Raw genomic sequence first — 19735 nt, forward strand, 5'->3', positions numbered from 1 at the left:
ATTAGAATAGTTTTTATAAATCTATATCTTTTCGGAATTAGAAATTGAATTTTTCTTAATGTTTCTGGGGCTTATTAAGAACGTTTCAAAATAAGCAAAACCAAGGCCAAAGTGATAAAAAACAGCTTTTTTTAAGCTCTTTGTGGTTTATCATGCTTATTTTTGCATGTCAAGTACAATAAATCATGAAGAAGCTCCAAGATATTCTTATCTCAACCAGGACAATGGCTGTATTGTTGCTGGTGTACGCATTCGCGATGGCTTATGCAACGTTCTTAGAAAACGACTACGGAACTCCTACAGCAAAAGCATTAATTTATGAGGCTAAATGGTTCGAACTGATCATGGTCTTACTGATTCTCAATTTCATAGGAAATATCGGAAGATACAGACTGTGGAAAAAAGATAAGTGGCCGGTTCTTGTTTTCCACCTTGCCTTTGTTTTTATTTTTATCGGTGGTGCCATCACCAGATACATCAGTTTCGAAGGACAAATGCACATCAGAGAAGGTGAGACATCCAACGAAATCGTAACCGATAAAAATTTCTTTAAAATTCAGATCGAAGAAAAGGGTGATGTACTGAATTATCAGGATGTTCCTTATCTGATGTCTCCGTTACACAAAGATTTCAAAGCAACTTATGACTTCCACGGAAAAGAAGTGAAAGTATTTGCCAAGGAATACATCCAAAGAAAAAAAGACAGCCTTATTGCCGAACCAAATGGTGCTGAGTATCTTCATCTGGTTTCTACCGGAAATACCGGAAGACAGAATATTTACATCAAACCGGGAGAAACAAAATCCATAAACGGTACTTTGGTGACATTCAACAGAGCGATTGAAGGTGCTGTTGAATTTAAAAATGAAGGCGGAAAATTATTCATCAAAACTCCTGTAGATGCCAGCTATATGACCATGGCTACACAAGCAACAGGAACTACAGTGAAAGATGCGTTTCAGCCTTTGGCATTAAGAAGTTTATATACCATCAACGAGCTGAAGCTGGTAGTACCTGAAGGTCTTAAAAAAGGAAGACTGATGGCTATTGAAGGCGACAGAAAGAAAGATGCTAATGTTCCTGATATGCTTCAGATTGAGCTTCAGGGACCAAAAACAAAACAAATTGTAGACCTTTCGGTTGAAAAAGGAAACCCGAATGCTTACAAGCAGGTGACGATGGATGGTTTAAACATTATGGTAGGTTTCGGACCTAAAGTATACAACACGCCTTTCGCGTTGAAACTGGATGATTTCGTAATGGAAACATATCCGGGAAGTTCATCTCCGAGTGCTTATGAAAGCCACGTAAAAATCATTGACGAAGGTAAAGAAACTCCTTATAAAATCTATATGAACCACGTTCTTAACCATAAAGGATACCGTTTCTTCCAGTCGAGTTTTGATCCGGACAGAATGGGAACCGTTCTTTCTGTAAACCACGATTACTGGGGAACATTGATTTCTTACATCGGATACGGACTTTTATTCCTTGGAATGTTTGTCATTTTCTTCTGGAAAGGAACTCATTTCTGGAAATTAAATAAAATGCTGGCTGACGTGAATAAAAAGAAAGCAGCAGGTATACTTTTATTGTTCTTAAGTTTAGGTTTACATGCACAAAAAATCGAAACTCACGGAACTACCGACGGAAGCAGAGAACATATTCATGTGGAAGGAGACAATCATTCCCATGCTCCGGCACCGTCTGCCCAGCCGCTTGATGGCGCTGCTCCAAAGCAGAATTCTCTGGCAACTCCAATGGGAAAAATGAGAACTATTTCTCCGGACGAGATCATTGCAAGAAACAAAATCAGTAAAGAACATGCTGATAAATTCGGATATCTTTTGGTTCAGAACTTTGAAGGAAGAATTGTTCCTATCAATACAGAGGCAATCGATATTTTAAGAAAATTATACAAGAAAGACGAATTTAAAGGAACAGACGGAAGATCTCTTACAGCCAACCAATGGTTCCTTTCTATCAATACAGATACTCCGAGCTGGACAATGGTTCCGATTATTAAAGTAGGAACTAAAGGAGGGGATGAGCTGAAGAATAAAACAAAAGCAGATGAAGATGGTTATACTTCTCTGATGAACCTTTTTCCGGCAGATGCAAACGGTAATCTTACATATATCCTTGAGCATGATTACAATACCGCATTCCGTAAGAAACCGGCTGAACAAACGAATTATGATAAAGAAGTAATTGCTGTAAACGAAAGAGTACAGATCTTCAATGAGTTCTTCAGCGGTCAGTTTATGAGAATTGTTCCTGTGAAAAATGATGCTAACCATACATGGCATTCATGGCTGGATCAGAAATTCGAACCGGATATGGAATCTCAGCAGGTAATGGGACCTTATTTTGCAGAAGCGCTTACGGCACAAAAAACCGGTGACTGGAGCAAAGCAGATGCAGAATTGAAAAAGCTTTCAGACTATCAGCAGAAATGGGGTAAAGCAGTTGTTCCTGCTAAATCCAAAGTAGATCTTGAAGTATTTATGAATAAAGTAGATATTAACTTCAAATTATTGATTTTCTACACGCTTATCGGTGGTCTTCTTCTGATCTTAGGTTTTGTTGAATTATTCAAATCAAATAAAGTATTAAATAAAGTAATTAAAGTAATCATTGCGATTGGTTTAATTGGATATCTGTGTCATTTCTTAGGACTTGTTGCAAGATGGTATATTTCAGGTCATGCCCCTTGGAGTAACGGATATGAAGCGATTATCTTTATCTCCTGGGTAGGGATTACGGCAGGTTTGATCCTGTACAGAAATGCCAATGCATTGATTCCTGCAGCCGGCTTCATGGTGGCTGTTATTATGATGGGATTTGCCCACGGAGGTTCAGCTCTTGATCCCCAGATTACACCGCTTGTTCCGGTATTGAAATCTTACTGGCTAATTGTTCACGTAGCCATTATTACCTCAAGTTACGGATTCTTCGCGCTCTCCATGATTATTGCGGTGATCTCATTAGTATTCTATATTATCTCCAATAAAGAAACATATAAAATTCACCACGATACGACATTGAAGGAACTGGTAATTGTTTCTGAAATGTCATTAACGATCGGATTGTTTGCTTTAACGGTAGGAAACTTCTTAGGAGGAATCTGGGCGAACGAATCATGGGGAAGGTACTGGAGCTGGGATCCGAAAGAAACATGGGCTTTCATCTCTATCATGGTATATGCATTTGTACTGCACATGAGATTAGTACCTGGATTGAGAAGCAGATGGGCATTCCACATAGCGACAATGTTTGCATTCTGCTCAATGGTAATGACATACTTCGGAGTAAACTATTATCTAAGCGGACTTCACTCATACGCAGCGGGAGATCCGGTACCAGTGCCAGCCTGGGTATACATCGGAATCTCAACAATGATCATCTTATCAGCTGTTTCTTATTGGAAGTTTAAAACTTTAACAAAGAAATAAAATACTGAACCTATAATTTTAAAATCCCGGAATTCACTTTCCGGGATTTTTTTATTTCTATTGTTTTTAGCATTAGGGTCAGCTGTTTTAACGCTAAGGATCGCAATGATTTTTATGATGATAAAATATCGTTCGCAAAGGCGTTTCACTCAGCAAGAGAAGAAGACGTTTTAGTTAAGTTAGAAGTTTTGTAAAGTGTAAGGAACTGATATTTTCTAAATGCTAAGGATCGCAATGATTTTTATGATGATAAAATATCGTTCGCAAAGGCGTTTCACTCAGCAAAAGAAGAAAGTGGTTTAGTTAAGTTAGAAGTTTTGTAAAATGTAAAGAACTGGTGTTTTTCTAAACGTTAAAGTTCGCAATGATTTTTGATGATGATAAAATATCGTTCGCAAGGGCGTTTCACTTAGCAAAAAAATAGTAGTCTTAGCTAAACGAAGTGGCTTTGCAAACAAAAATATAATGCATCTTAATGGATTAACCTCGCGAACTTTGTGTTAGTTAAAAATACCCAAATCCTATATCCCGAGCCCCTCACCTCGTACCTCGAACCCCGAAGCCCAAACCTCGCACCTCAAAAAAAATCAAAATTTATCATTCACAATTCAAAATTCATTACTATCTTTATGATATCAAAATAATATCAAAATAATATTCAATCATGGAAAAAATCTTAAAACCTATGTCCGGCTATCTTACATTGGTTATTTGCCTGGCTTTGTTTATCGCAGCTGTCTACTTTTTTATTACCGGAGTGGACCAGAATATAACTTTTGTTGCGCTCGCTATGCTGTGCTTTCTGATATCATGCTTTTTCTTAAAAGGATTAATGATTATTCAGCCTAACCACTCAAGAGTGCTTAACTTTTTTGGAAAGTATGTTGGAACGGTGAAAGAAAACGGACTTTTCTTTATCAACCCGCTTTATTCATCACAGAAAATAAGTCTTCGTTCCGAAAACCTTCAGGGGCAGACTTTAAAAGTAAATGATAAGATGGGGAATCCTATTGAAATTGCAGCCGTAATTGTATGGAAAGTAGGAGATACTTACAAAGCAGCTTATGAAGTAGAAAGATATACGGATTATGTAAGAATGCAGAGTGAGGCCGCTGTAAGACACCTTGCGGTAAGCTTTCCTTATGATAACCTTGAAGATGAGCATGCGAACATTACCTTAAGGGACGGTGGGGATCAGGTCAACAAAATTCTCGAGCAGGAATTATTAGAAAGACTGGCACCGGCAGGGATCATTATCCAGGAAGCGAGAATTACCCATTTGGCTTATGCTTCAGAAATTGCTGGAGCAATGCTTCAGAGACAGCAGGCTACTGCGATTGTTGCTGCAAGAACCAAGATTGTGGAAGGAGCAGTAGGAATGGTGGACCTTGCCCTGAAAAAGCTTTCTGAAGATAATATCGTTGAACTGGATGATGAAAGAAAAGCGGCGATGGTAAGCAATTTAATGGTTGTTCTTTGCGGTGAAAAAGCGGCAACACCTATCCTAAATGCAGGAACACTTTACAATTAAGAAATTTAACAGTGGGCTTTTGGTACAGACAGTTTCTATACTGACAGCAACTGTAAATAATGTTAGAGAATTAAAAAAATGAAATCAGAAAAAGCTCAGAACTCTTCAGAAAGCAAAGGCAAAAAATCCTTTGTGATAAGAATAGACGAGTCTACTTATAAACTCCTTGAAAAGTGGGCCAATGATGAATTCAGAAGTGTAAACGGACAGATAGAATACCTGCTGCATCAGAGTCTTGTTAACGCGGGGAGAAAGAAAAAAGAGTAAATGAAAGGAAAGAATAGAGAAGGAATGATAATATTTTGGGGAGGTATACCCACAAAAAATGATGATATCCCCCTTTTTTAAAATTACAGAAAATATAAAAAAGACTTTCTTTTTTAGCTTTTCAATAAAGAAATAACAATTCAGTTAACCTTATACCAAAAAAGAAAGCAGAGAAAATTTCTCTGCTTTTTTTATTGTATACAACTTTGAAGACTATCTGCTCCAACGTAGAATATGACGAGCCAAATCAAGCCTTTAATGGTAAAGAACGCTAATCCTGCCCATCCCACACGCTTGAACCACTTTTTAAGCTTTGAGTTGTTTTCCTGTGAATTTTCCATTGGTGATTATCAAAATGATTACTTTACAAAGATAAGCATGTTTATAATTAGTCCAAATAAAAAGCCTATTAAAAATTAAAGTTTTGAGGTTCACATAATATTTTTATCTTTAGAGAGAACGAAAAGTAAGATTTTATGTCAAAAAAAGTAAAAGATTTCGGAATCGAAAAAACACTCAGAAATCTTGGGATTAAAGAAGAGAACAAAGGGACTTCAGTGGGCGGAAAATATTTCGCATCAGGAAAAGTGATAGAAAGCATTTCTCCTGTGGACGGAAAGTTGATTGCTAAAGTAAAAACTTCCGGAGAAAGTGATTATGACAAAGTAATTGAAACTGCTCAAAAGGCATTTCAGGAATTCAGGCTGATCCCGGCTCCCAAAAGAGGAGAGATGGTAAGACAGCTGGGCTTAAAATTAAGAGAATATAAAGACGACCTGGGTAAACTTGTTTCTTATGAAATGGGTAAATCATTACAGGAAGGTCTTGGAGAAGTTCAGGAAATGATTGATATCTGCGATTTCGCAGTAGGTCTTTCAAGACAGCTTCAGGGATACACCATGCACTCTGAAAGACCGGGACACAGAATGTATGAGCAATACCATCCGCTTGGAGTAGTGGGAATTATCACTGCATTCAACTTTCCGGTAGCCGTATGGTCCTGGAATACAGCATTGGCATGGATCTGCGGTAACGTTACCATCTGGAAGCCATCTGAGAAAACGCCACTTTGTGCTATTGCATGCCAGAATATCATGATGGAAGTTCTGAAGGAAAATAATCTTTCTGAAGGAATTTCAAGTGTATTGGTATCAGACCACGAAATCGGACAGAAATTAGTAGACGATAAAAGAGTTGCTCTTGTTTCTTTCACAGGATCCACTAGAGTAGGAAGAATGGTTTCTTCTAAAGTAGCTGAAAGATTCGGGAAGTCTATCCTTGAATTAGGTGGAAACAATGCGATCATCATTACAAAAGAAGCTGATATTGATATGTCAATTATCGGAGCTGTTTTCGGAGCTGTAGGAACTGCGGGCCAGAGATGTACTTCGACAAGAAGACTGATTATCCACGAAAGTGTATATGATGAAGTGAAAACAAGATTGGCAAAAGCTTATGGCCAGTTGAAAATCGGAAATCCGTTGGATGAGAAAAACCATGTAGGACCACTTATTGATACGGATGCTGTAAACCAATACGAAGAAGCCATCAAAAAATGTAAGAAAGAAGGAGGAAAATTCGTTGTGGAAGGCGGGGTTTTATCCGGGAAAGATTACGAATCCGGATGCTATGTGAAACCTTGTGTGGCTGAAGTGAAAAACTCTTATGAGATTGTTCAGCACGAAACTTTTGCTCCGATCTTATATCTGATCAAATACAAAACACTGGAAGAAGCTATTGCCATTCAGAATGATGTTCCACAAGGATTATCTTCTGCGATCATGACCCAGAATTTAAGAGAGGCAGAATTATTCCTTTCTCATGCTGGTTCAGACTGTGGTATTGCCAACGTCAATATCGGAACATCCGGTGCTGAAATCGGTGGAGCTTTCGGTGGTGAAAAAGAAACCGGAGGAGGAAGAGAGTCAGGATCTGATGCCTGGAAGTATTATATGAGAAGACAAACCAACACTATAAATTACACCGCACAACTTCCTTTAGCACAGGGAATTAAATTTGATTTATAAAAGCTTTACTTAAAGCACTCAAAAAACATAAAACTTAATAACCTGAATGATTAAACGCTTCATTTTTGGATCATTTAATTATTCATTTATTAAATCACACTACAAATTTATTATGGAACACACATTAGATATAAAAGCAAATAAAGTAAAAGAAACAGTAGGAAAACATGTGTTGGCAGACGGTTTCGATTTTGTGATGGATATTGAAAAGTCACACGGATCATGGCTTTATGATAAACTGACAGACAGAGAATACCTGGATATGTTCTCTATGTTTGCATCAGCATCCATTGGTTACAATCATCCTTACCTTTTGGAAAGATCAGAATGGTTAGGTAGAATGGCTGTTAATAAACCTACTCTTGCGGATGTTTACTCAGAAGAGTACGCTCACTTCCTTGAAGTATTCGAGAGAGTAGTTATTCCTGAAGAATTACAATATGCTTTCTTTATCGAAGGCGGAACTCTGGGTGTTGAAAATGCAATGAAAGCATGTTTTGACTGGAAGACCCGCAAAAACTTTGCAAAAGGATTAGACACTGAAGCAGGAATCTGTATTCATTTCAAACAGGCTTTCCACGGAAGAAGTGGTTATACTTTAAGTTTAACAAACACTGCTGATCCAAGAAAATACCAATATTTCCCGATGTTCAACTGGCCGAGAATTTTAAATCCCAAATTAAAGTTCCCGATTACAGAAGAAAACCTTGAAGAAACTATCAAAAACGAAAACCTTGCTTTACTTCAGATTGAAGAGGCTATTCTGATGAACCCTGATAAAGTGGCGTGTATAATCATCGAACCTATTCAGGCTGAAGGAGGTGACAATCATTTCAGAGACGAATTCCTGATGGGATTAAGAAGAATCTGTGATGATAACGAAATCTTACTTATTTTTGATGAAGTTCAGACAGGGATTGCCATTACAGGGAAAATGTGGGCTTTCCAGCATTTCACAGCGAAACCGGACATTATTTCTTTCGGGAAAAAAGCTCAGGTTTGTGGTGTGCTGGCTAATAAGGAAAAATTTGATCAGGTTCCAAACAATGTTTTCAGGGAAAGTTCAAGAATCAACTCAACATTCGGAGGAAACTTTATTGATATGCTTCGTTTTCAGCTGGTAATGGAAGTGATCGAAAAAGAAAACCTTGTAGAAAATGCAAGAGTAGTTGGAGATTTCTTACTGGAAAGTCTAAAAGCTCTGGCTGAAAAATATCCTGAGAAACTTTCAAATGCCAGAGGGAGAGGCCTGATGTGTGCTATTGATCTTCCTACTGCAGAACAGAGAAATCATATGATGAATGAGCTTTTCAATGACGGATTAATTATTCTTCCTTGTGGAAATCAGTCTCTTCGTTTCAGACCTCATTTGAATGTTACGAAAGAAGAAATCCAGCTTGCTTTAGATAAAATCGAGAGCAATATTAATAAAATTTAAATCCCGGAATTTGTAATTTTAAAAAAAACGTTGTACATTTAGATACTCAAACATTTAGAATATGGAAAGAAGTACGAGAGTATCAGTTTATGAAAGTGATAACCCTTCAGAAATTCAGTTGGTTAAATCTAAATTGGATGACGCACAGATTACAAACACGGTTGAAAATAGCTATCTTACATTTACTACAACGCCAACGGCAACTTCGCTGAAGGTGATGGTAGATCTGGAAGATGAATCCAAAGCATTTGAAATTATTGATGCTTACCTTCAACAAAGTGAAAATCAATAAACAATTTCATAATTTTAAATTTTACTACTTCGAACCGAAAATTAATTAAAATTAATTTTCGGTTTTTTAATTGCAACCCATCAAAAAAATAAATATTTCAAAGATTGAACGAAAAGCAGCAATTCTGATTTTGAATTTTTAAATCATTCAATCTTTTAATCAAATTTTATAACATGAATCCAGAGATTAAACTAAGACAAGCGGAAATTGAAGACAGAAACATTATTTGGGAAATCATTCAGCAATCCATCGAAAGAAGAAGACAGGATGGAAGTACCCAATGGCAGAACGGGTACCCTAATCTCGGGACAGTGGAAAGTGATATTGCCAAAGGATTCGGGCATGTTTTGACCGTAGACGGAGAGATTGCAGTATACGCAGCCCTGATTTTGAATGATGAACCGGCTTACAGTACCATTGAAGGAGCATGGCTAAGCGATGGTGAATTTGTAGTGGTTCACAGAGTGGCCGTAGATGAAAAATTTGCCGGACAGGGAATGGTAAAGAAGCTTTTTGATCAGATTGAAGAGTTTACCAAATCCCATGGAATTCAGAGTATTAAAGTAGATACAAACCATGATAATATTGCTATGCTGAAAATTCTTGAAGGCAGAGGTTATTCCTATTGCGGAGAAGTTCTTTTAAGAGACGGGATGAGGAAAGCTTTTGAGAAGATTATAATTTAGGCAAAAAGTTAAATCAACTTTCATTGAATTTTTAAAACGCCCAGTATTTATAAACTCTATCGGGTTTGTTCGTTTGGTTCTGAACTAATTTCTACTTTTGTTCAAATTTTTATATTATGCACCAAAGTATAGAAATTGATGAAAAAATTTTTCAGGATGCCGTAAAATTTTATGGTACTGTGTTCAGCTTACCTCCTTTAGCATCAAAAATTTATTCCTACCTTCTTTTTGACTATGAGAAAGTAGGAATTACTTTTGACGAGTTCGTTGAAGTGCTCTCCGCGAGCAAAAGTTCTGTTTCCACCAGTATTTCATTACTGCTCAATGCCCAGCTTATCGTAGACCATAACAAAATGGATGAGCGGAAACGGTATTTTTTCATCAATGATGAATACAAAAAGATACGATTCGAGAAAATTGTCCAGAAAATGCAGGACGAACTAAGACTATTAGATGATTTAAACAATTTTAAAAAAAGTAAAGACGATGGATACAACGAAAGAATAGAAGTTTACAAAGCACTCTTAAATAAAAACATAGAAAATATTCAGGAATCTCTTAATAAACTATAAAATGAATAATAAGCTAGTTATACTTTCCATTGCAGCGCTTTCACTGACAGCCTGCAAAAAAGAAGCTCCGAAACAGGATGGTGCCAAGCCATATCCTGTTATCTCAGTGGAGTCAAAAAATATAGTGGGTTATCAGACGTTTCCGGCTACCATCCAGGGTAGAGTAAACAATGATGTACGTGCAAAAATACAGGGATATATTACCCAGGTATTGGTAGATGAAGGACAATATGTTACAAAGGGACAGCCATTGTTTCGTCTGGAAACCAATATCCTGACCGAAAATGCAGCTGCTTCCAAAGCAGGAATCGGTGCTGCAGCATCAAGTGTTGCCGCCGCGCAGGCTTCTGTAAATGCAGCTCAGGTTGAAGTCAACAAACTTAAACCTCTGGTTCAGAAAAATATCATCAGTAACGTACAGTTACAGACTGCTCAGGCTCAGCTGGCTCAGGCTCAGGCACAGCTTCAGCAGGCCAATGCTGCTAAAAGACAGGCAGAAGCCAACTATAAAGGAGTAGAAGCCAACATCGAATATTCTATTATCCGTGCTCCTATTTCAGGGGTAATCGGAAGACTGCCATTGAAAGTAGGAAGTTTGGTAGGGCCGTCTGACCAGACTCCTCTGACAACGATTTCTGATACCTCTGAGATCTACGCTTACTTTGCGATGAATGAAAAGGAATATTTTGATTTCCTTGAAAAATCTCCGGGCGCATCGATGCCTGAGAAAATTAAAAACTTACCAATGGTTGAGCTTCAGCTGGCCAATGGAAGTCTTTATCCTGAAAAAGGGAGAATTGAAGCCATTACCGGCCAGATTGATCCTACAACCGGGACAATCCAGTTCAGAGTTGCTTTCTCGAATGCCCAGAAGTTATTAAGTAATGGGAACAGTGGAACGATCAGGTTCCCTCAGCATTATGACAATGTACTTGTAGTACCTGAAAGTGCTACTTATGAGCAGCAGGGTATTGTTTACGTTTACAAAGTAGAAAAAGGAGATACTGCCAGAAACGTTGTTGTGAATGTTATCGACAGAATCGACAATATGGCTCTTATCAAATCCGGAGTTAATAAAGGTGAAAGAGTTATTGCAGCTGGTATCGGAGGTCTGAAACCGGGAACAGCCGTGAAACCGCAGCCAATTAAAATGGATAGTCTTGTTCAATCAATAAAACCGAAATTCTAATGATAAAAAACTTTATTAACAGACCGGTTTTATCCACCGTAATCTCAATCCTGATTGTGATTCTCGGTGTGCTGGGACTGATCTCGTTACCGGTTACACAGTATCCGGACATTGCACCGCCTACGGTGAGTGTTTCCGCAAACTATACGGGAGCCAATGCCGAGACGGTAATGAAAAGTGTAGTAGTACCTTTGGAAGAACAGATCAATGGGGTGGAAGGTATGGATTATATCACTTCCAGTGCCGGAAACGACGGTTCTGCCCAGATCCAGGTTTTCTTCAAACAGGGAATAGACCCGGATATTGCAGCGGTAAACGTACAGAACCGTGTAGCGAGAGCTACGCCGCTTTTACCTGCCGAAGTAACGCGTTCAGGGGTAGTAACCCAGAAGCAGCAGACCAGTGCCCTGATGTATATGTCCTTCTATTCTGAAAATAAAGACCTGGATGACGTATACCTTCAGAACTTTTTGAATATCAATATTATTCCTAACCTGAAAAGGGTGAATGGTGTTGGAGATGCGAACGTTTTCGGGGGTAAAAACTACTCGATGAGAATCTGGCTTGATCCTGCAAAAATGGCTGCCTACAGTGTAACGCCTACCGACGTTACCAATGCCATTAATGAGCAGAGTAGAGAAGCAGCAGCAGGTTCTATCGGCCAGAACAGCGGTAGTTCTTTTGAATATATCATCAAATACGTAGGAAAATTCAACGATAAGGAACAGTACGATAATATCATCATCAAATCTCTCGCAAACGGACAGAACCTGATGCTGAAAGACGTTGCCAAAGTGGAACTTGCAGGACAGTCTTACACAGGAATCGGGGAGAACGGAAACAATCCTTCCATCAGTATGGGGATCTTCCAGACTCCGGGATCCAACGCACAGGAGATTATTAAAAATATCAAAGCCTATCTGAAATCTGCTGAGGGAACTTTCCCGCAGGGAATCAAGTATACTTTCAACTTCGATACCAACGAATTCCTGGAAGCTTCTATTGAAAAGGTAGTTCATACCCTTATCGAAGCCTTCATTCTGGTATTTATCGTAGTATATATTTTCCTTCAGGACTTCAGGTCTACGCTGATCCCGGCTATCGCGGTTCCGGTATCTATTGTAGGAGCATTCTTCTTCCTGAATCTCTTCGGATATTCATTGAACCTCTTGACTTTATTTGCATTGGTACTGGCTATTGGTATTGTAGTGGATGATGCCATCGTCGTCGTTGAGGCCGTTCACGCCAAGATGGAACATGGTATTTCCGATGCTAAAAAAGCAACAGTAGAGGCAATGGATGAGATTACAGGAGCTATTATCTCTATTACTTTGGTAATGGCAGCAGTATTTATCCCGGTAACGTTCATTACGGGGCCTACAGGGGTATTCTACCAGCAGTTTGGTATTACGCTGATTATAGCCATCATCATTTCTGCGATTAATGCATTAACCCTGAGCCCGGTTTTATGTTCATTATTCTTAAAACCTCACGAAGCGCATCATGCAGAATATAAAAATCTGAACCTTTTACAGAAGTTTTTTTATAAGTTTAATATTGCTTTTAAAACAACTACTGAGCGTTACGGAAGAGGATTTGTATTCCTGTTGAGACATAAATGGGTAACCCTGATTATTTTCGCTGTTACCGGAGGTATTCTGTTCTGGGCAAGCAGCAGCATGAAGAAAGGGTTTGTACCTACAGAAGACAGAGGGATTATCTTTACCGATGTTCAGCTTCCTCCGGGAGCTTCTATGGAAAGAACTTACAACGCATTGAAAACTCTTCAGGCTAAAGCATTGAAAGTGCCTGGTGTTCAGAATGTAACGATTTCAACAGGTAGAGGGTTCTTGTCCGGAAACGGAAGTAACAACGGTCTTGCCTTTGTGAAACTGAAACCATTCGAAGAAAGAAAAAAAGACGGACAGACTTCTGAAGATATCACCAAAAAATTATTTGGAATTGTGGGATCTGTTCCAGATGCAAAAGTAGTATTCTTCCAACCGCCAAGTGTACCGGGATTTGGTAACAGTGCAGGTTTTGAAATGGTATTGCTTGATAAATCAGGTGGAGAATATGCTGATCTGGATGCTAAAACCAATGAATTCATCGGTAAGCTGATGCAGAGACCGGAAATTCAGTTTGCACAGACTTCATTCAATACCAAATATCCTCAGTATCAGATGGAAATTAATGTTCCCCTGAGCAAACAGCTTGGCGTTTCTGTCAATGAAATTCTGGCTACAATGCAGGGGTATATCGGAGGTATTTATACTGCAGACTTTACCAAGTATGGAAAGCAGTTCAGAGTGATGGTTCAGGCTCTTCCTGAAAACAGAAAGAATATTGAAAATCTGAATCAGCTTTATGTGAGAACAGGATCAGGGATCATGACGCCGATCTCACAGTTTGTAACATTGACAAAAGCATATGGACCACAATCCGTAAGCCGTTACAACCTATTTACTTCAGTGAAGGTGACAGGAGCAAACTCTGACGGATACAGTTCCGGGGATGCCATTGCAGCGGTGCAGCAGGTGGCAGATGAAACCCTGAATCAAAACTATGCCGTAGAATTTACCGGGTTAACGAGAGAAGAATTAAATTCAGGATCTCAGACACTTCTGATTTTCGGACTGAGTTTGATCTTCGTTTACTTTATCCTTTCTGCACAGTATGAAAGTTATATCCTTCCGCTGATTGTTATTATTTCTCTTCCTCTTGGGGTAATGGGAGCTTATTTCGGCCAGAAGATCATGGGACTTGAAAATAATATTTACTTCCAGATTGCCCTGATCATGCTCGTGGGACTACTGGCGAAAAACGCAATCCTTATTGTTGAATTCGCTGTCCAGAGAAGGCATCATGGAGAAACGATTGTGATGTCAGCCATCAATGCGGCGAAAGCCAGGGTGAGACCTATTCTGATGACCTCATTCGCCTTTATTTTCGGTTTATTGCCGTTGGTACTGGCAAGTGGAATCGGAGCAGTAGGTAACAGATCTATCGCTACGGGTGCGGCAATCGGACTATTGATAGGAACTGTTTTGGGATTATTTGTAATTCCTGTTCTGTATGTGATTTTTGAAACACTGCAGGAAAAAATCAAACCTATCAAAAAAGAAGATATCAATTTAGCAGAATAAAATTAAGATTTAAGAAATTAGAAGTTAGCAATTGGAGATAAGTCTAAAAACTAACTTCTAACTTCTAAACTCTAACTTCTAATTAAAAATAATGAAGAGTTTATTAAACATCATAAAAGGAATCACTTTTTCAGTTTTCATACTCGGAGCCATCTCATCCTGTATGGCGAGAAAAGAGTATGAAAGACCGAAAAATGTTGTAGACGAAAAACTTTTTCGTACAGACATGCTTCCTTCGGACAGCACGAATATTGCAGATATTTCATGGAAAGAAATATTCACTGATCCGATATTGCAGGGGCATATTTCCAAGGCACTGGAAAACAATCTTGATATCAGAATTGCTTTGGAAAGTATTAATTCTGCCGAAGCGTATCTTAAACAGAGTAAAGCAGCGTATCAGCCGACACTTTCTATCGGACCCAACTATACATTTCAGACTCAGTCTATCAATACCCAGTTTGGGCAGATCATTGGCGAAAGACGTTATGTAAACCAGTTTGACATTACGGCAAGTATCGGATGGGAAGCTGATATCTGGGGCAAATTGAAAGCACAGGAAAAAGCCCAGCTGGCGACTTATTTAGGAACTGTGGCAGCTCATAAAGCCGTTAAAAGCAGTCTGGTGTCTTCCATAGCTTCTGCGTATTATCAGTTGCTGACTTTTGATGCCCAGAAAAGAATTATCACGGAAACAATTGCTGTAAGGGAGAAAAATCTTGAAGCCACAAAAGCTTTAAAAGCTTCCGGATCTCTTACTGAAGTAGCAGTTCAGCAAAGCGAAGCGCTTGTTTTCAATGCCAAATCATTACTGATTGATATTGATACACAGATCCAGCTGCTCGAAAATACAATGAGTCTTTTGATGGGAGAGCCTTCTCATTCTATTGAAAGATCTACATTGGAAGGGCAAAAACTCCCGATCGATTTAAAACTGGGTTACCCGACTCAGCTTCTGGCCAACCGCCCGGATGTAATGAGAGCAGAGTTTAACTTAATGAATGCTTTCCAACTGACGAATGCTGCCAAAGCTCAGTTTTATCCTACTTTAAAACTGACAGGAAGCGGCGGATTGCAGTCTGTGGATATTGACCATTTATTCAGTGTAAATTCATTATTTGCAAATATAGTGGCAGGACTCGCTCAGCCGATTTTAAATAAAAGACAGATTCAGACCAACTATGACGTAAGTCTTGCCAATCAGGAAACAGCTTATCTTAATTTCAGAAAAACAGTTTTGACTGCCGGAAAAGAAGTTTCTGATGCTATCAGAGTTTTCTCTGTTCAGGATTCATTCATTGAATTGAAACAAAAAGAGCTGGATGCCTACAAAAAATCAGTAGACTATTCCCAGGAGCTGGTGAACTATGGGATGGCCAACTATCTTGAAGTATTGAATGCAAGTGTGAATTCATTGAATGCAGAACTTAACATTTCCAATGCAAGATACAGTAAAATGAAAGCAGCCGTAGAGCTTTATCAGGCTTTGGGCGGAGGCTGGAAATAATTGTTTCAGCAATGTAATATCATAAAAACGTATGTCAGGAATGGCATACGTTTTTTATTTCAAACTTAAAGAGTTTGCAAAAAATAGCTAGAGTGTCGCCAATATTTCCATCACTTTTTTCTCTTTTTCAGATATCGTTTTTAAAATATCCGAAGCCTGTTGAATATATTTTATTTCCTTTGTCTGGCTCACTTTTTCAAACAGCTGAGATACATTTGTCCAGAGTCTGGCAATTTCAGTGAAGGCTTCATAGCCTGTGTTCAGCGGATCAAGTTGAATCAGTTCATTACTTTCTTTCAAAAAATCACGGTATAAATTCCTGAACAGCGCACCTCCGGTTCCTGCTTTTTCCATTAGTAAAGCCGCTTGCTTAAATTCTCCTTCAATATCTTTACTTGTATTGAACCATTTGATAATTTCAGCACTTGTTTTTAAAATCCCTTTGTAAGAAATATTGGTAATGGGTGGATTTAGGTATTCGGCCGCATTATTTCTGATTGCGGCGGATATGGCTTTTTTCAGATCAAAATTTATATCGGTTTTTCTGAGGGTATAATACAGATTTTTGGAAGCCATCGGGCCTTTTTCAGCCCTTGCTCTTGCCAGGCTTTTTAAAGATGTCTGTACCTGGCTGCCCTGTTGTCTGGTATCAATCAGGAAAGCATTTTCATCATCATAACCATAAATGGCAGCATAATGTCCTGCAAAATGGAAAGGATTTGAGAAATATTCCAGGTGATAACAATCCATTTTCAATCCTACTGCCTGTCCGTCATTGAGAAGTTCTTTAACCTGATCCCAGGCTTTTTGCTGTGAAGAAGTTTCCTTTACGGTTAATTCAAGATTCAGATTTCTGGCTAAATTTTGAGTGAGCAGGTCAGGTTTTATCCGTCCTCCGATGAAAGGGAAGTCCATTGTTTTCATGTTCCAATAGATAAAGCCCAGCCCTTCACCCAATCCGAAAAGCATTGGTTCGGAAAGGTCGATTCCGATTTGTTGTAATAATGTTCCCGTAGCGGTCGTTTCACAATGCTGACCGTTAAAAGGCTTTATGTTTTCTATTTTCATTGTTAAAGTGAAGTTTTGAATGGTATTAATTTTTTGAGAAAATTACATAAATATCATCATGTAGAAATTCCGGCTTTGAAAATTTAGTGTTAAAATTTTTTAAAGAGTAGAATTGACTTGTATTTATGTATTCAACTACGTAGTTTTGTACTTTAAAAAGTAAGCACTATGAAATTAGAAATACAACCCATAGGAAATTCTTATTCAGAGGAAGCCATTGATTTGATTTTGACGATCCAGCAGAAAGAGTTTAATATTCCGATTACGATAGAAGATCAGCCTGACCTTTTGCAGATAGAAAGTTTTTACACAGCAGCCGGAGGTAACTTTTGGGGTGCTTTTGCAGATGGTGAACTGGTAGGTTCTATAGCATTGGTTAAATTTGACGAAAGGGCAGGAGCCATCAGGAAAATGTTTGTTAAAAAGGAATTCAGAGGAAAAGAACTGAATATTGCCCAGAAATTACTGGAAGTTTTAATTTCTTTCTGCCATGAAAACAGAATTGATGATCTATATTTGGGAACCATAACGGTACTGAAAGCAGCCCAGCGTTTCTATGAAAGGAATCAGTTTGTAAAGATTGAAAAAAGCAATCTTCCTGCGAAATTTCCTTTAATGAGTGCCGATGATGTTTTTTACCACTTAAATCTTAACTGAATATGAATGTAATCAACGAAGCAGGAATTCTTGCCATATCCACAAGGCTGCACCGCCTCAGTGAACAATTGAGGAAAGACGGAGCATTGATTTATAAAGCATTTGGAATTGATTTTGAGCTGAAATGGTTTCCGGTTATTTTTACCATTTATAAAAAAGAAATAGCAAGTGTAGTAGAAATAGCCAACGAGATCGGTTATACCCATCCATCCACCATAACACTGCTCAAAGAAATTGAAAAGCAGGAGCTGATCCAATGGGAAAAAGATAAACAGGACGAGCGCAAAAGGCTTTTTAAACTCACTTTAAAAGGGCAGGAGCTCATTGAAAAAATGAAACCCGTTTGGGAACTGATGTCCCAGATTTTAGGTGATATTGCAGATAATAAAAACAATCTGCTGACTGCCATTGATGAAGCAGAAGAGAAAATTGCCAGTCAGTCTTTTTACCAGAGAGCGATGCAGATGAAGAATGGGAAAAAATAATTATTCTATGATGTCAAGCGGATCTCTGGCAGGTGTGATACCTATTAAATATTCTTTATCTTTTGCAGTTAACTCAGCTATACCGAGTGCAATATCTTCCCATGCTTTTCCGTCTTGACGTGTAAGGGCAAATTCAATGGATTGAATTTTAGGCTTTTTATCAAGACCCAATATTCTTAAATCTATTCTTTGTCCTTCTTTTATTTTACCTTCTGCAATTTGTCCTAATAAGAAAAAATTTCTTCCTGTAACTTGAAATGTATTATTGAGTTGAAATTGAGCAACCGTTAAATGATGCCAGTTATATCCACAATATCTGCATTGCTTTGCACGTGGAGTACGGGCTAGTTTGTGGCATTTAGGACAATTGTTGAAAAAAACTTTTTCAGGAGTTTCTTTCATGATCCGGGTTACAACATTTTGTTCAAAAACTTCATATCCATGCTCTAATAGTTGTATGACTTCAGGATCAGAATTTATCCAGCCTCGCTCAATCATTATATTTCTCATACGTGTATTTTCAGAGCTCTTCAAAGTGTACATATGATGATTCAGTGCTAAAGCTTCATCCTTGGTCATTAATTTGCTAAAATATCTGATAATATAATCTATAGTTTCTCTGTCCATATCCAAGTGAAAAAAATAGAATGTTTTTTAATGATTTATTTTGCCTAATTTATCATTTATTTCTTGAAGATAAGCTTGTATTGATCTTATTAGGAAATTAAAATTTTAATACTGACAAACTATTGTCACTAAAGTATTTTAATTTTACATCATCAATAAAATAAAAAGCTATGGTAAAAATTGCAGAGAAACAAACTTTTCATGTCAAAACAAGGGAGGACTGGCGGCAATGGCTGGAAGAGAATCATCATACAGAACAATCGGTATGGCTGATCTGCAATACCAGAAAATCCAATTTACCCAATGTTTCAGGGAGCGAACTGGTAGATGAAGCGCTTTGTTTCGGCTGGATTGACAGTACAAGAAAGACTATTGATGAAGGCTCGTTTATGCAGTTATTCAGCAGACGCAAGCCGAAGAGTACCTGGTCTAAAATCAATAAAGAGAAGGTTCAGAAGCTGATAGAAAATAATCTGATGATGAAAGCAGGATTTGAAACCATCAGAATTGCCAAAGAAAATGGCTCCTGGACTATTTTAGACAGTGTGGAAGACCTGATAATTCCGGAAGATCTGAATGACGCATTTAAAATTCATGAAGGCTCTGAAGCCTATTTTCAAAGTTTGAGCAAGTCCATAAAAAAAATGATGCTGCAATGGATTGTGTTGGCCAAAAGACCGGAAACCAGAAAAAAACGTATAGATGAAATCGCGGGACAGGCCGCTCAGAAGAGGAAGCCTAAAAACTTTTAATTTTTTATTGATGATTAATAGATATAAAAACAGGCT

Annotated in this window: 16 protein-coding genes; 14 read left to right on the top strand and 2 right to left on the bottom strand. The window is 38.2% G+C overall.

The features are described from left to right. Positions 1-185 precede the first annotated feature (185 nt). From ccsA to FFS26_RS01070, 11 genes are all read left to right on the top strand, one after another. A complete protein-coding gene (gene ccsA / locus FFS26_RS01020) occupies positions 186-3455 on the top strand; it encodes a cytochrome c biogenesis protein CcsA (RefSeq protein WP_137904040.1) in 3270 nt (1089 codons plus the stop codon). A 664-nt stretch (positions 3456-4119) separates the two neighbouring features. Beyond that, positions 4120-4986, top strand: coding sequence for an SPFH domain-containing protein (locus FFS26_RS01025; protein ID WP_110008771.1), 867 nt, complete (start codon positions 4120-4122; stop codon positions 4984-4986). 78 nt (positions 4987-5064) lie between these two features. Next, entirely contained in the window at positions 5065-5253 is a 189-nt protein-coding gene (locus FFS26_RS01030) for a hypothetical protein (protein ID WP_034694367.1), read from the top strand. Positions 5254-5729: 476 nt separating this feature from the next. Next, complete coding sequence (locus FFS26_RS01035) at positions 5730-7280, top strand: aldehyde dehydrogenase family protein (RefSeq protein WP_110008772.1); 1551 nt, start codon at positions 5730-5732, stop codon at positions 7278-7280. 112 nt (positions 7281-7392) lie between these two features. After that, the gene (gene lat / locus FFS26_RS01040) at positions 7393-8718 is read left to right on the top strand and encodes an L-lysine 6-transaminase (protein ID WP_137904041.1); all 1326 of its coding nucleotides are present in this window, start codon (positions 7393-7395) and stop codon (positions 8716-8718) included. A gap of 61 nt (positions 8719-8779) precedes the next feature. After that, complete coding sequence (locus tag FFS26_RS01045) at positions 8780-9010, top strand: DUF2007 domain-containing protein (RefSeq protein WP_110008774.1); 231 nt, start codon at positions 8780-8782, stop codon at positions 9008-9010. Between the two features lie 173 nt (positions 9011-9183). Continuing rightward, complete coding sequence (locus FFS26_RS01050) at positions 9184-9696, top strand: GNAT family N-acetyltransferase (RefSeq protein WP_110008775.1); 513 nt, start codon at positions 9184-9186, stop codon at positions 9694-9696. A 116-nt stretch (positions 9697-9812) separates the two neighbouring features. Next, the gene (locus tag FFS26_RS01055) at positions 9813-10268 is read left to right on the top strand and encodes a hypothetical protein (protein ID WP_034694378.1); all 456 of its coding nucleotides are present in this window, start codon (positions 9813-9815) and stop codon (positions 10266-10268) included. Between the two features lies 1 nt (position 10269). Further along, positions 10270-11457, top strand: coding sequence for an efflux RND transporter periplasmic adaptor subunit (locus FFS26_RS01060; protein ID WP_110008776.1), 1188 nt, complete (start codon positions 10270-10272; stop codon positions 11455-11457). Next, positions 11457-14603 carry an efflux RND transporter permease subunit gene (locus FFS26_RS01065; RefSeq protein WP_062670038.1) on the top strand — a complete coding sequence of 1049 codons (3147 nt, stop codon included), beginning with the start codon at positions 11457-11459 and terminating at the stop codon, positions 14601-14603. Before FFS26_RS01060 ends, FFS26_RS01065 begins: the two co-directional genes overlap by 1 nt. A 91-nt stretch (positions 14604-14694) precedes the next feature. Then, a complete protein-coding gene (locus FFS26_RS01070) occupies positions 14695-16110 on the top strand; it encodes an efflux transporter outer membrane subunit (protein ID WP_110008777.1) in 1416 nt (471 codons plus the stop codon). Between the two features lie 87 nt (positions 16111-16197). On the opposite strand, the gene FFS26_RS01075 is transcribed toward FFS26_RS01070, so the two are convergent. Continuing rightward, on the bottom strand, positions 16198-17178 hold the full coding sequence (locus FFS26_RS01075; RefSeq protein ID WP_137904042.1) for a BtrH N-terminal domain-containing protein: 981 nt from the start codon (positions 17176-17178) through the stop codon (positions 16198-16200). Positions 17179-17346: 168 nt separating this feature from the next. Between FFS26_RS01075 and FFS26_RS01080 the strand changes: the two genes are divergently transcribed. Together FFS26_RS01080 and FFS26_RS01085 are read left to right on the top strand one after the other, a co-directional pair. Then, the gene (locus FFS26_RS01080) at positions 17347-17835 is read left to right on the top strand and encodes a GNAT family N-acetyltransferase (RefSeq protein WP_110008779.1); all 489 of its coding nucleotides are present in this window, start codon (positions 17347-17349) and stop codon (positions 17833-17835) included. A 2-nt stretch (positions 17836-17837) separates the two neighbouring features. Beyond that, a complete protein-coding gene (locus tag FFS26_RS01085; protein ID WP_137904043.1) occupies positions 17838-18320 on the top strand; it encodes a MarR family winged helix-turn-helix transcriptional regulator in 483 nt (160 codons plus the stop codon). On the opposite strand, the gene FFS26_RS01090 is transcribed toward FFS26_RS01085, so the two are convergent. Further along, on the bottom strand, positions 18321-18947 hold the full coding sequence (locus tag FFS26_RS01090) for a hypothetical protein (RefSeq protein WP_137904044.1): 627 nt from the start codon (positions 18945-18947) through the stop codon (positions 18321-18323). 170 nt (positions 18948-19117) lie between these two features. Between FFS26_RS01090 and FFS26_RS01095 the strand changes: the two genes are divergently transcribed. Then, positions 19118-19699 carry a YdeI/OmpD-associated family protein gene (locus tag FFS26_RS01095; RefSeq protein WP_137904045.1) on the top strand — a complete coding sequence of 194 codons (582 nt, stop codon included), beginning with the start codon at positions 19118-19120 and terminating at the stop codon, positions 19697-19699. Positions 19700-19735: the final 36 nt, after the last annotated feature.

It is taken from the genome of Chryseobacterium sp. 2VB, assembly GCF_005503635.1.
Lineage (GTDB): Bacteria > Bacteroidota > Bacteroidia > Flavobacteriales > Weeksellaceae > Chryseobacterium > Chryseobacterium cupriresistens.

Bases quoted from the DNA above. Each gene is read 5' to 3' on its own strand.
- FFS26_RS01085 (WP_137904043.1), top strand. From the start codon at position 17,838: ATGAATGTAATCAACGAAGCAGGAATTCTTGCCATATCCACAAGGCTG.
- ccsA (WP_137904040.1), top strand. From the start codon at position 186: ATGAAGAAGCTCCAAGATATTCTTATCTCAACCAGGACAATGGCTGTA.
- FFS26_RS01075 (WP_137904042.1), bottom strand. From the start codon at position 17,178: ATGAAAATAGAAAACATAAAGCCTTTTAACGGTCAGCATTGTGAAACG.
- FFS26_RS01065 (WP_062670038.1), top strand. From the start codon at position 11,457: ATGATAAAAAACTTTATTAACAGACCGGTTTTATCCACCGTAATCTCA.
- FFS26_RS01025 (WP_110008771.1), top strand. From the start codon at position 4,120: ATGGAAAAAATCTTAAAACCTATGTCCGGCTATCTTACATTGGTTATT.
- FFS26_RS01045 (WP_110008774.1), top strand. From the start codon at position 8,780: ATGGAAAGAAGTACGAGAGTATCAGTTTATGAAAGTGATAACCCTTCA.
- FFS26_RS01060 (WP_110008776.1), top strand. From the start codon at position 10,270: ATGAATAATAAGCTAGTTATACTTTCCATTGCAGCGCTTTCACTGACA.
- lat (WP_137904041.1), top strand. From the start codon at position 7,393: ATGGAACACACATTAGATATAAAAGCAAATAAAGTAAAAGAAACAGTA.
- FFS26_RS01090 (WP_137904044.1), bottom strand. From the start codon at position 18,947: ATGGACAGAGAAACTATAGATTATATTATCAGATATTTTAGCAAATTA.
- FFS26_RS01035 (WP_110008772.1), top strand. From the start codon at position 5,730: ATGTCAAAAAAAGTAAAAGATTTCGGAATCGAAAAAACACTCAGAAAT.
- FFS26_RS01050 (WP_110008775.1), top strand. From the start codon at position 9,184: ATGAATCCAGAGATTAAACTAAGACAAGCGGAAATTGAAGACAGAAAC.
- FFS26_RS01070 (WP_110008777.1), top strand. From the start codon at position 14,695: ATGAAGAGTTTATTAAACATCATAAAAGGAATCACTTTTTCAGTTTTC.
- FFS26_RS01095 (WP_137904045.1), top strand. From the start codon at position 19,118: ATGGTAAAAATTGCAGAGAAACAAACTTTTCATGTCAAAACAAGGGAG.
- FFS26_RS01080 (WP_110008779.1), top strand. From the start codon at position 17,347: ATGAAATTAGAAATACAACCCATAGGAAATTCTTATTCAGAGGAAGCC.
- FFS26_RS01030 (WP_034694367.1), top strand. From the start codon at position 5,065: ATGAAATCAGAAAAAGCTCAGAACTCTTCAGAAAGCAAAGGCAAAAAA.
- FFS26_RS01055 (WP_034694378.1), top strand. From the start codon at position 9,813: ATGCACCAAAGTATAGAAATTGATGAAAAAATTTTTCAGGATGCCGTA.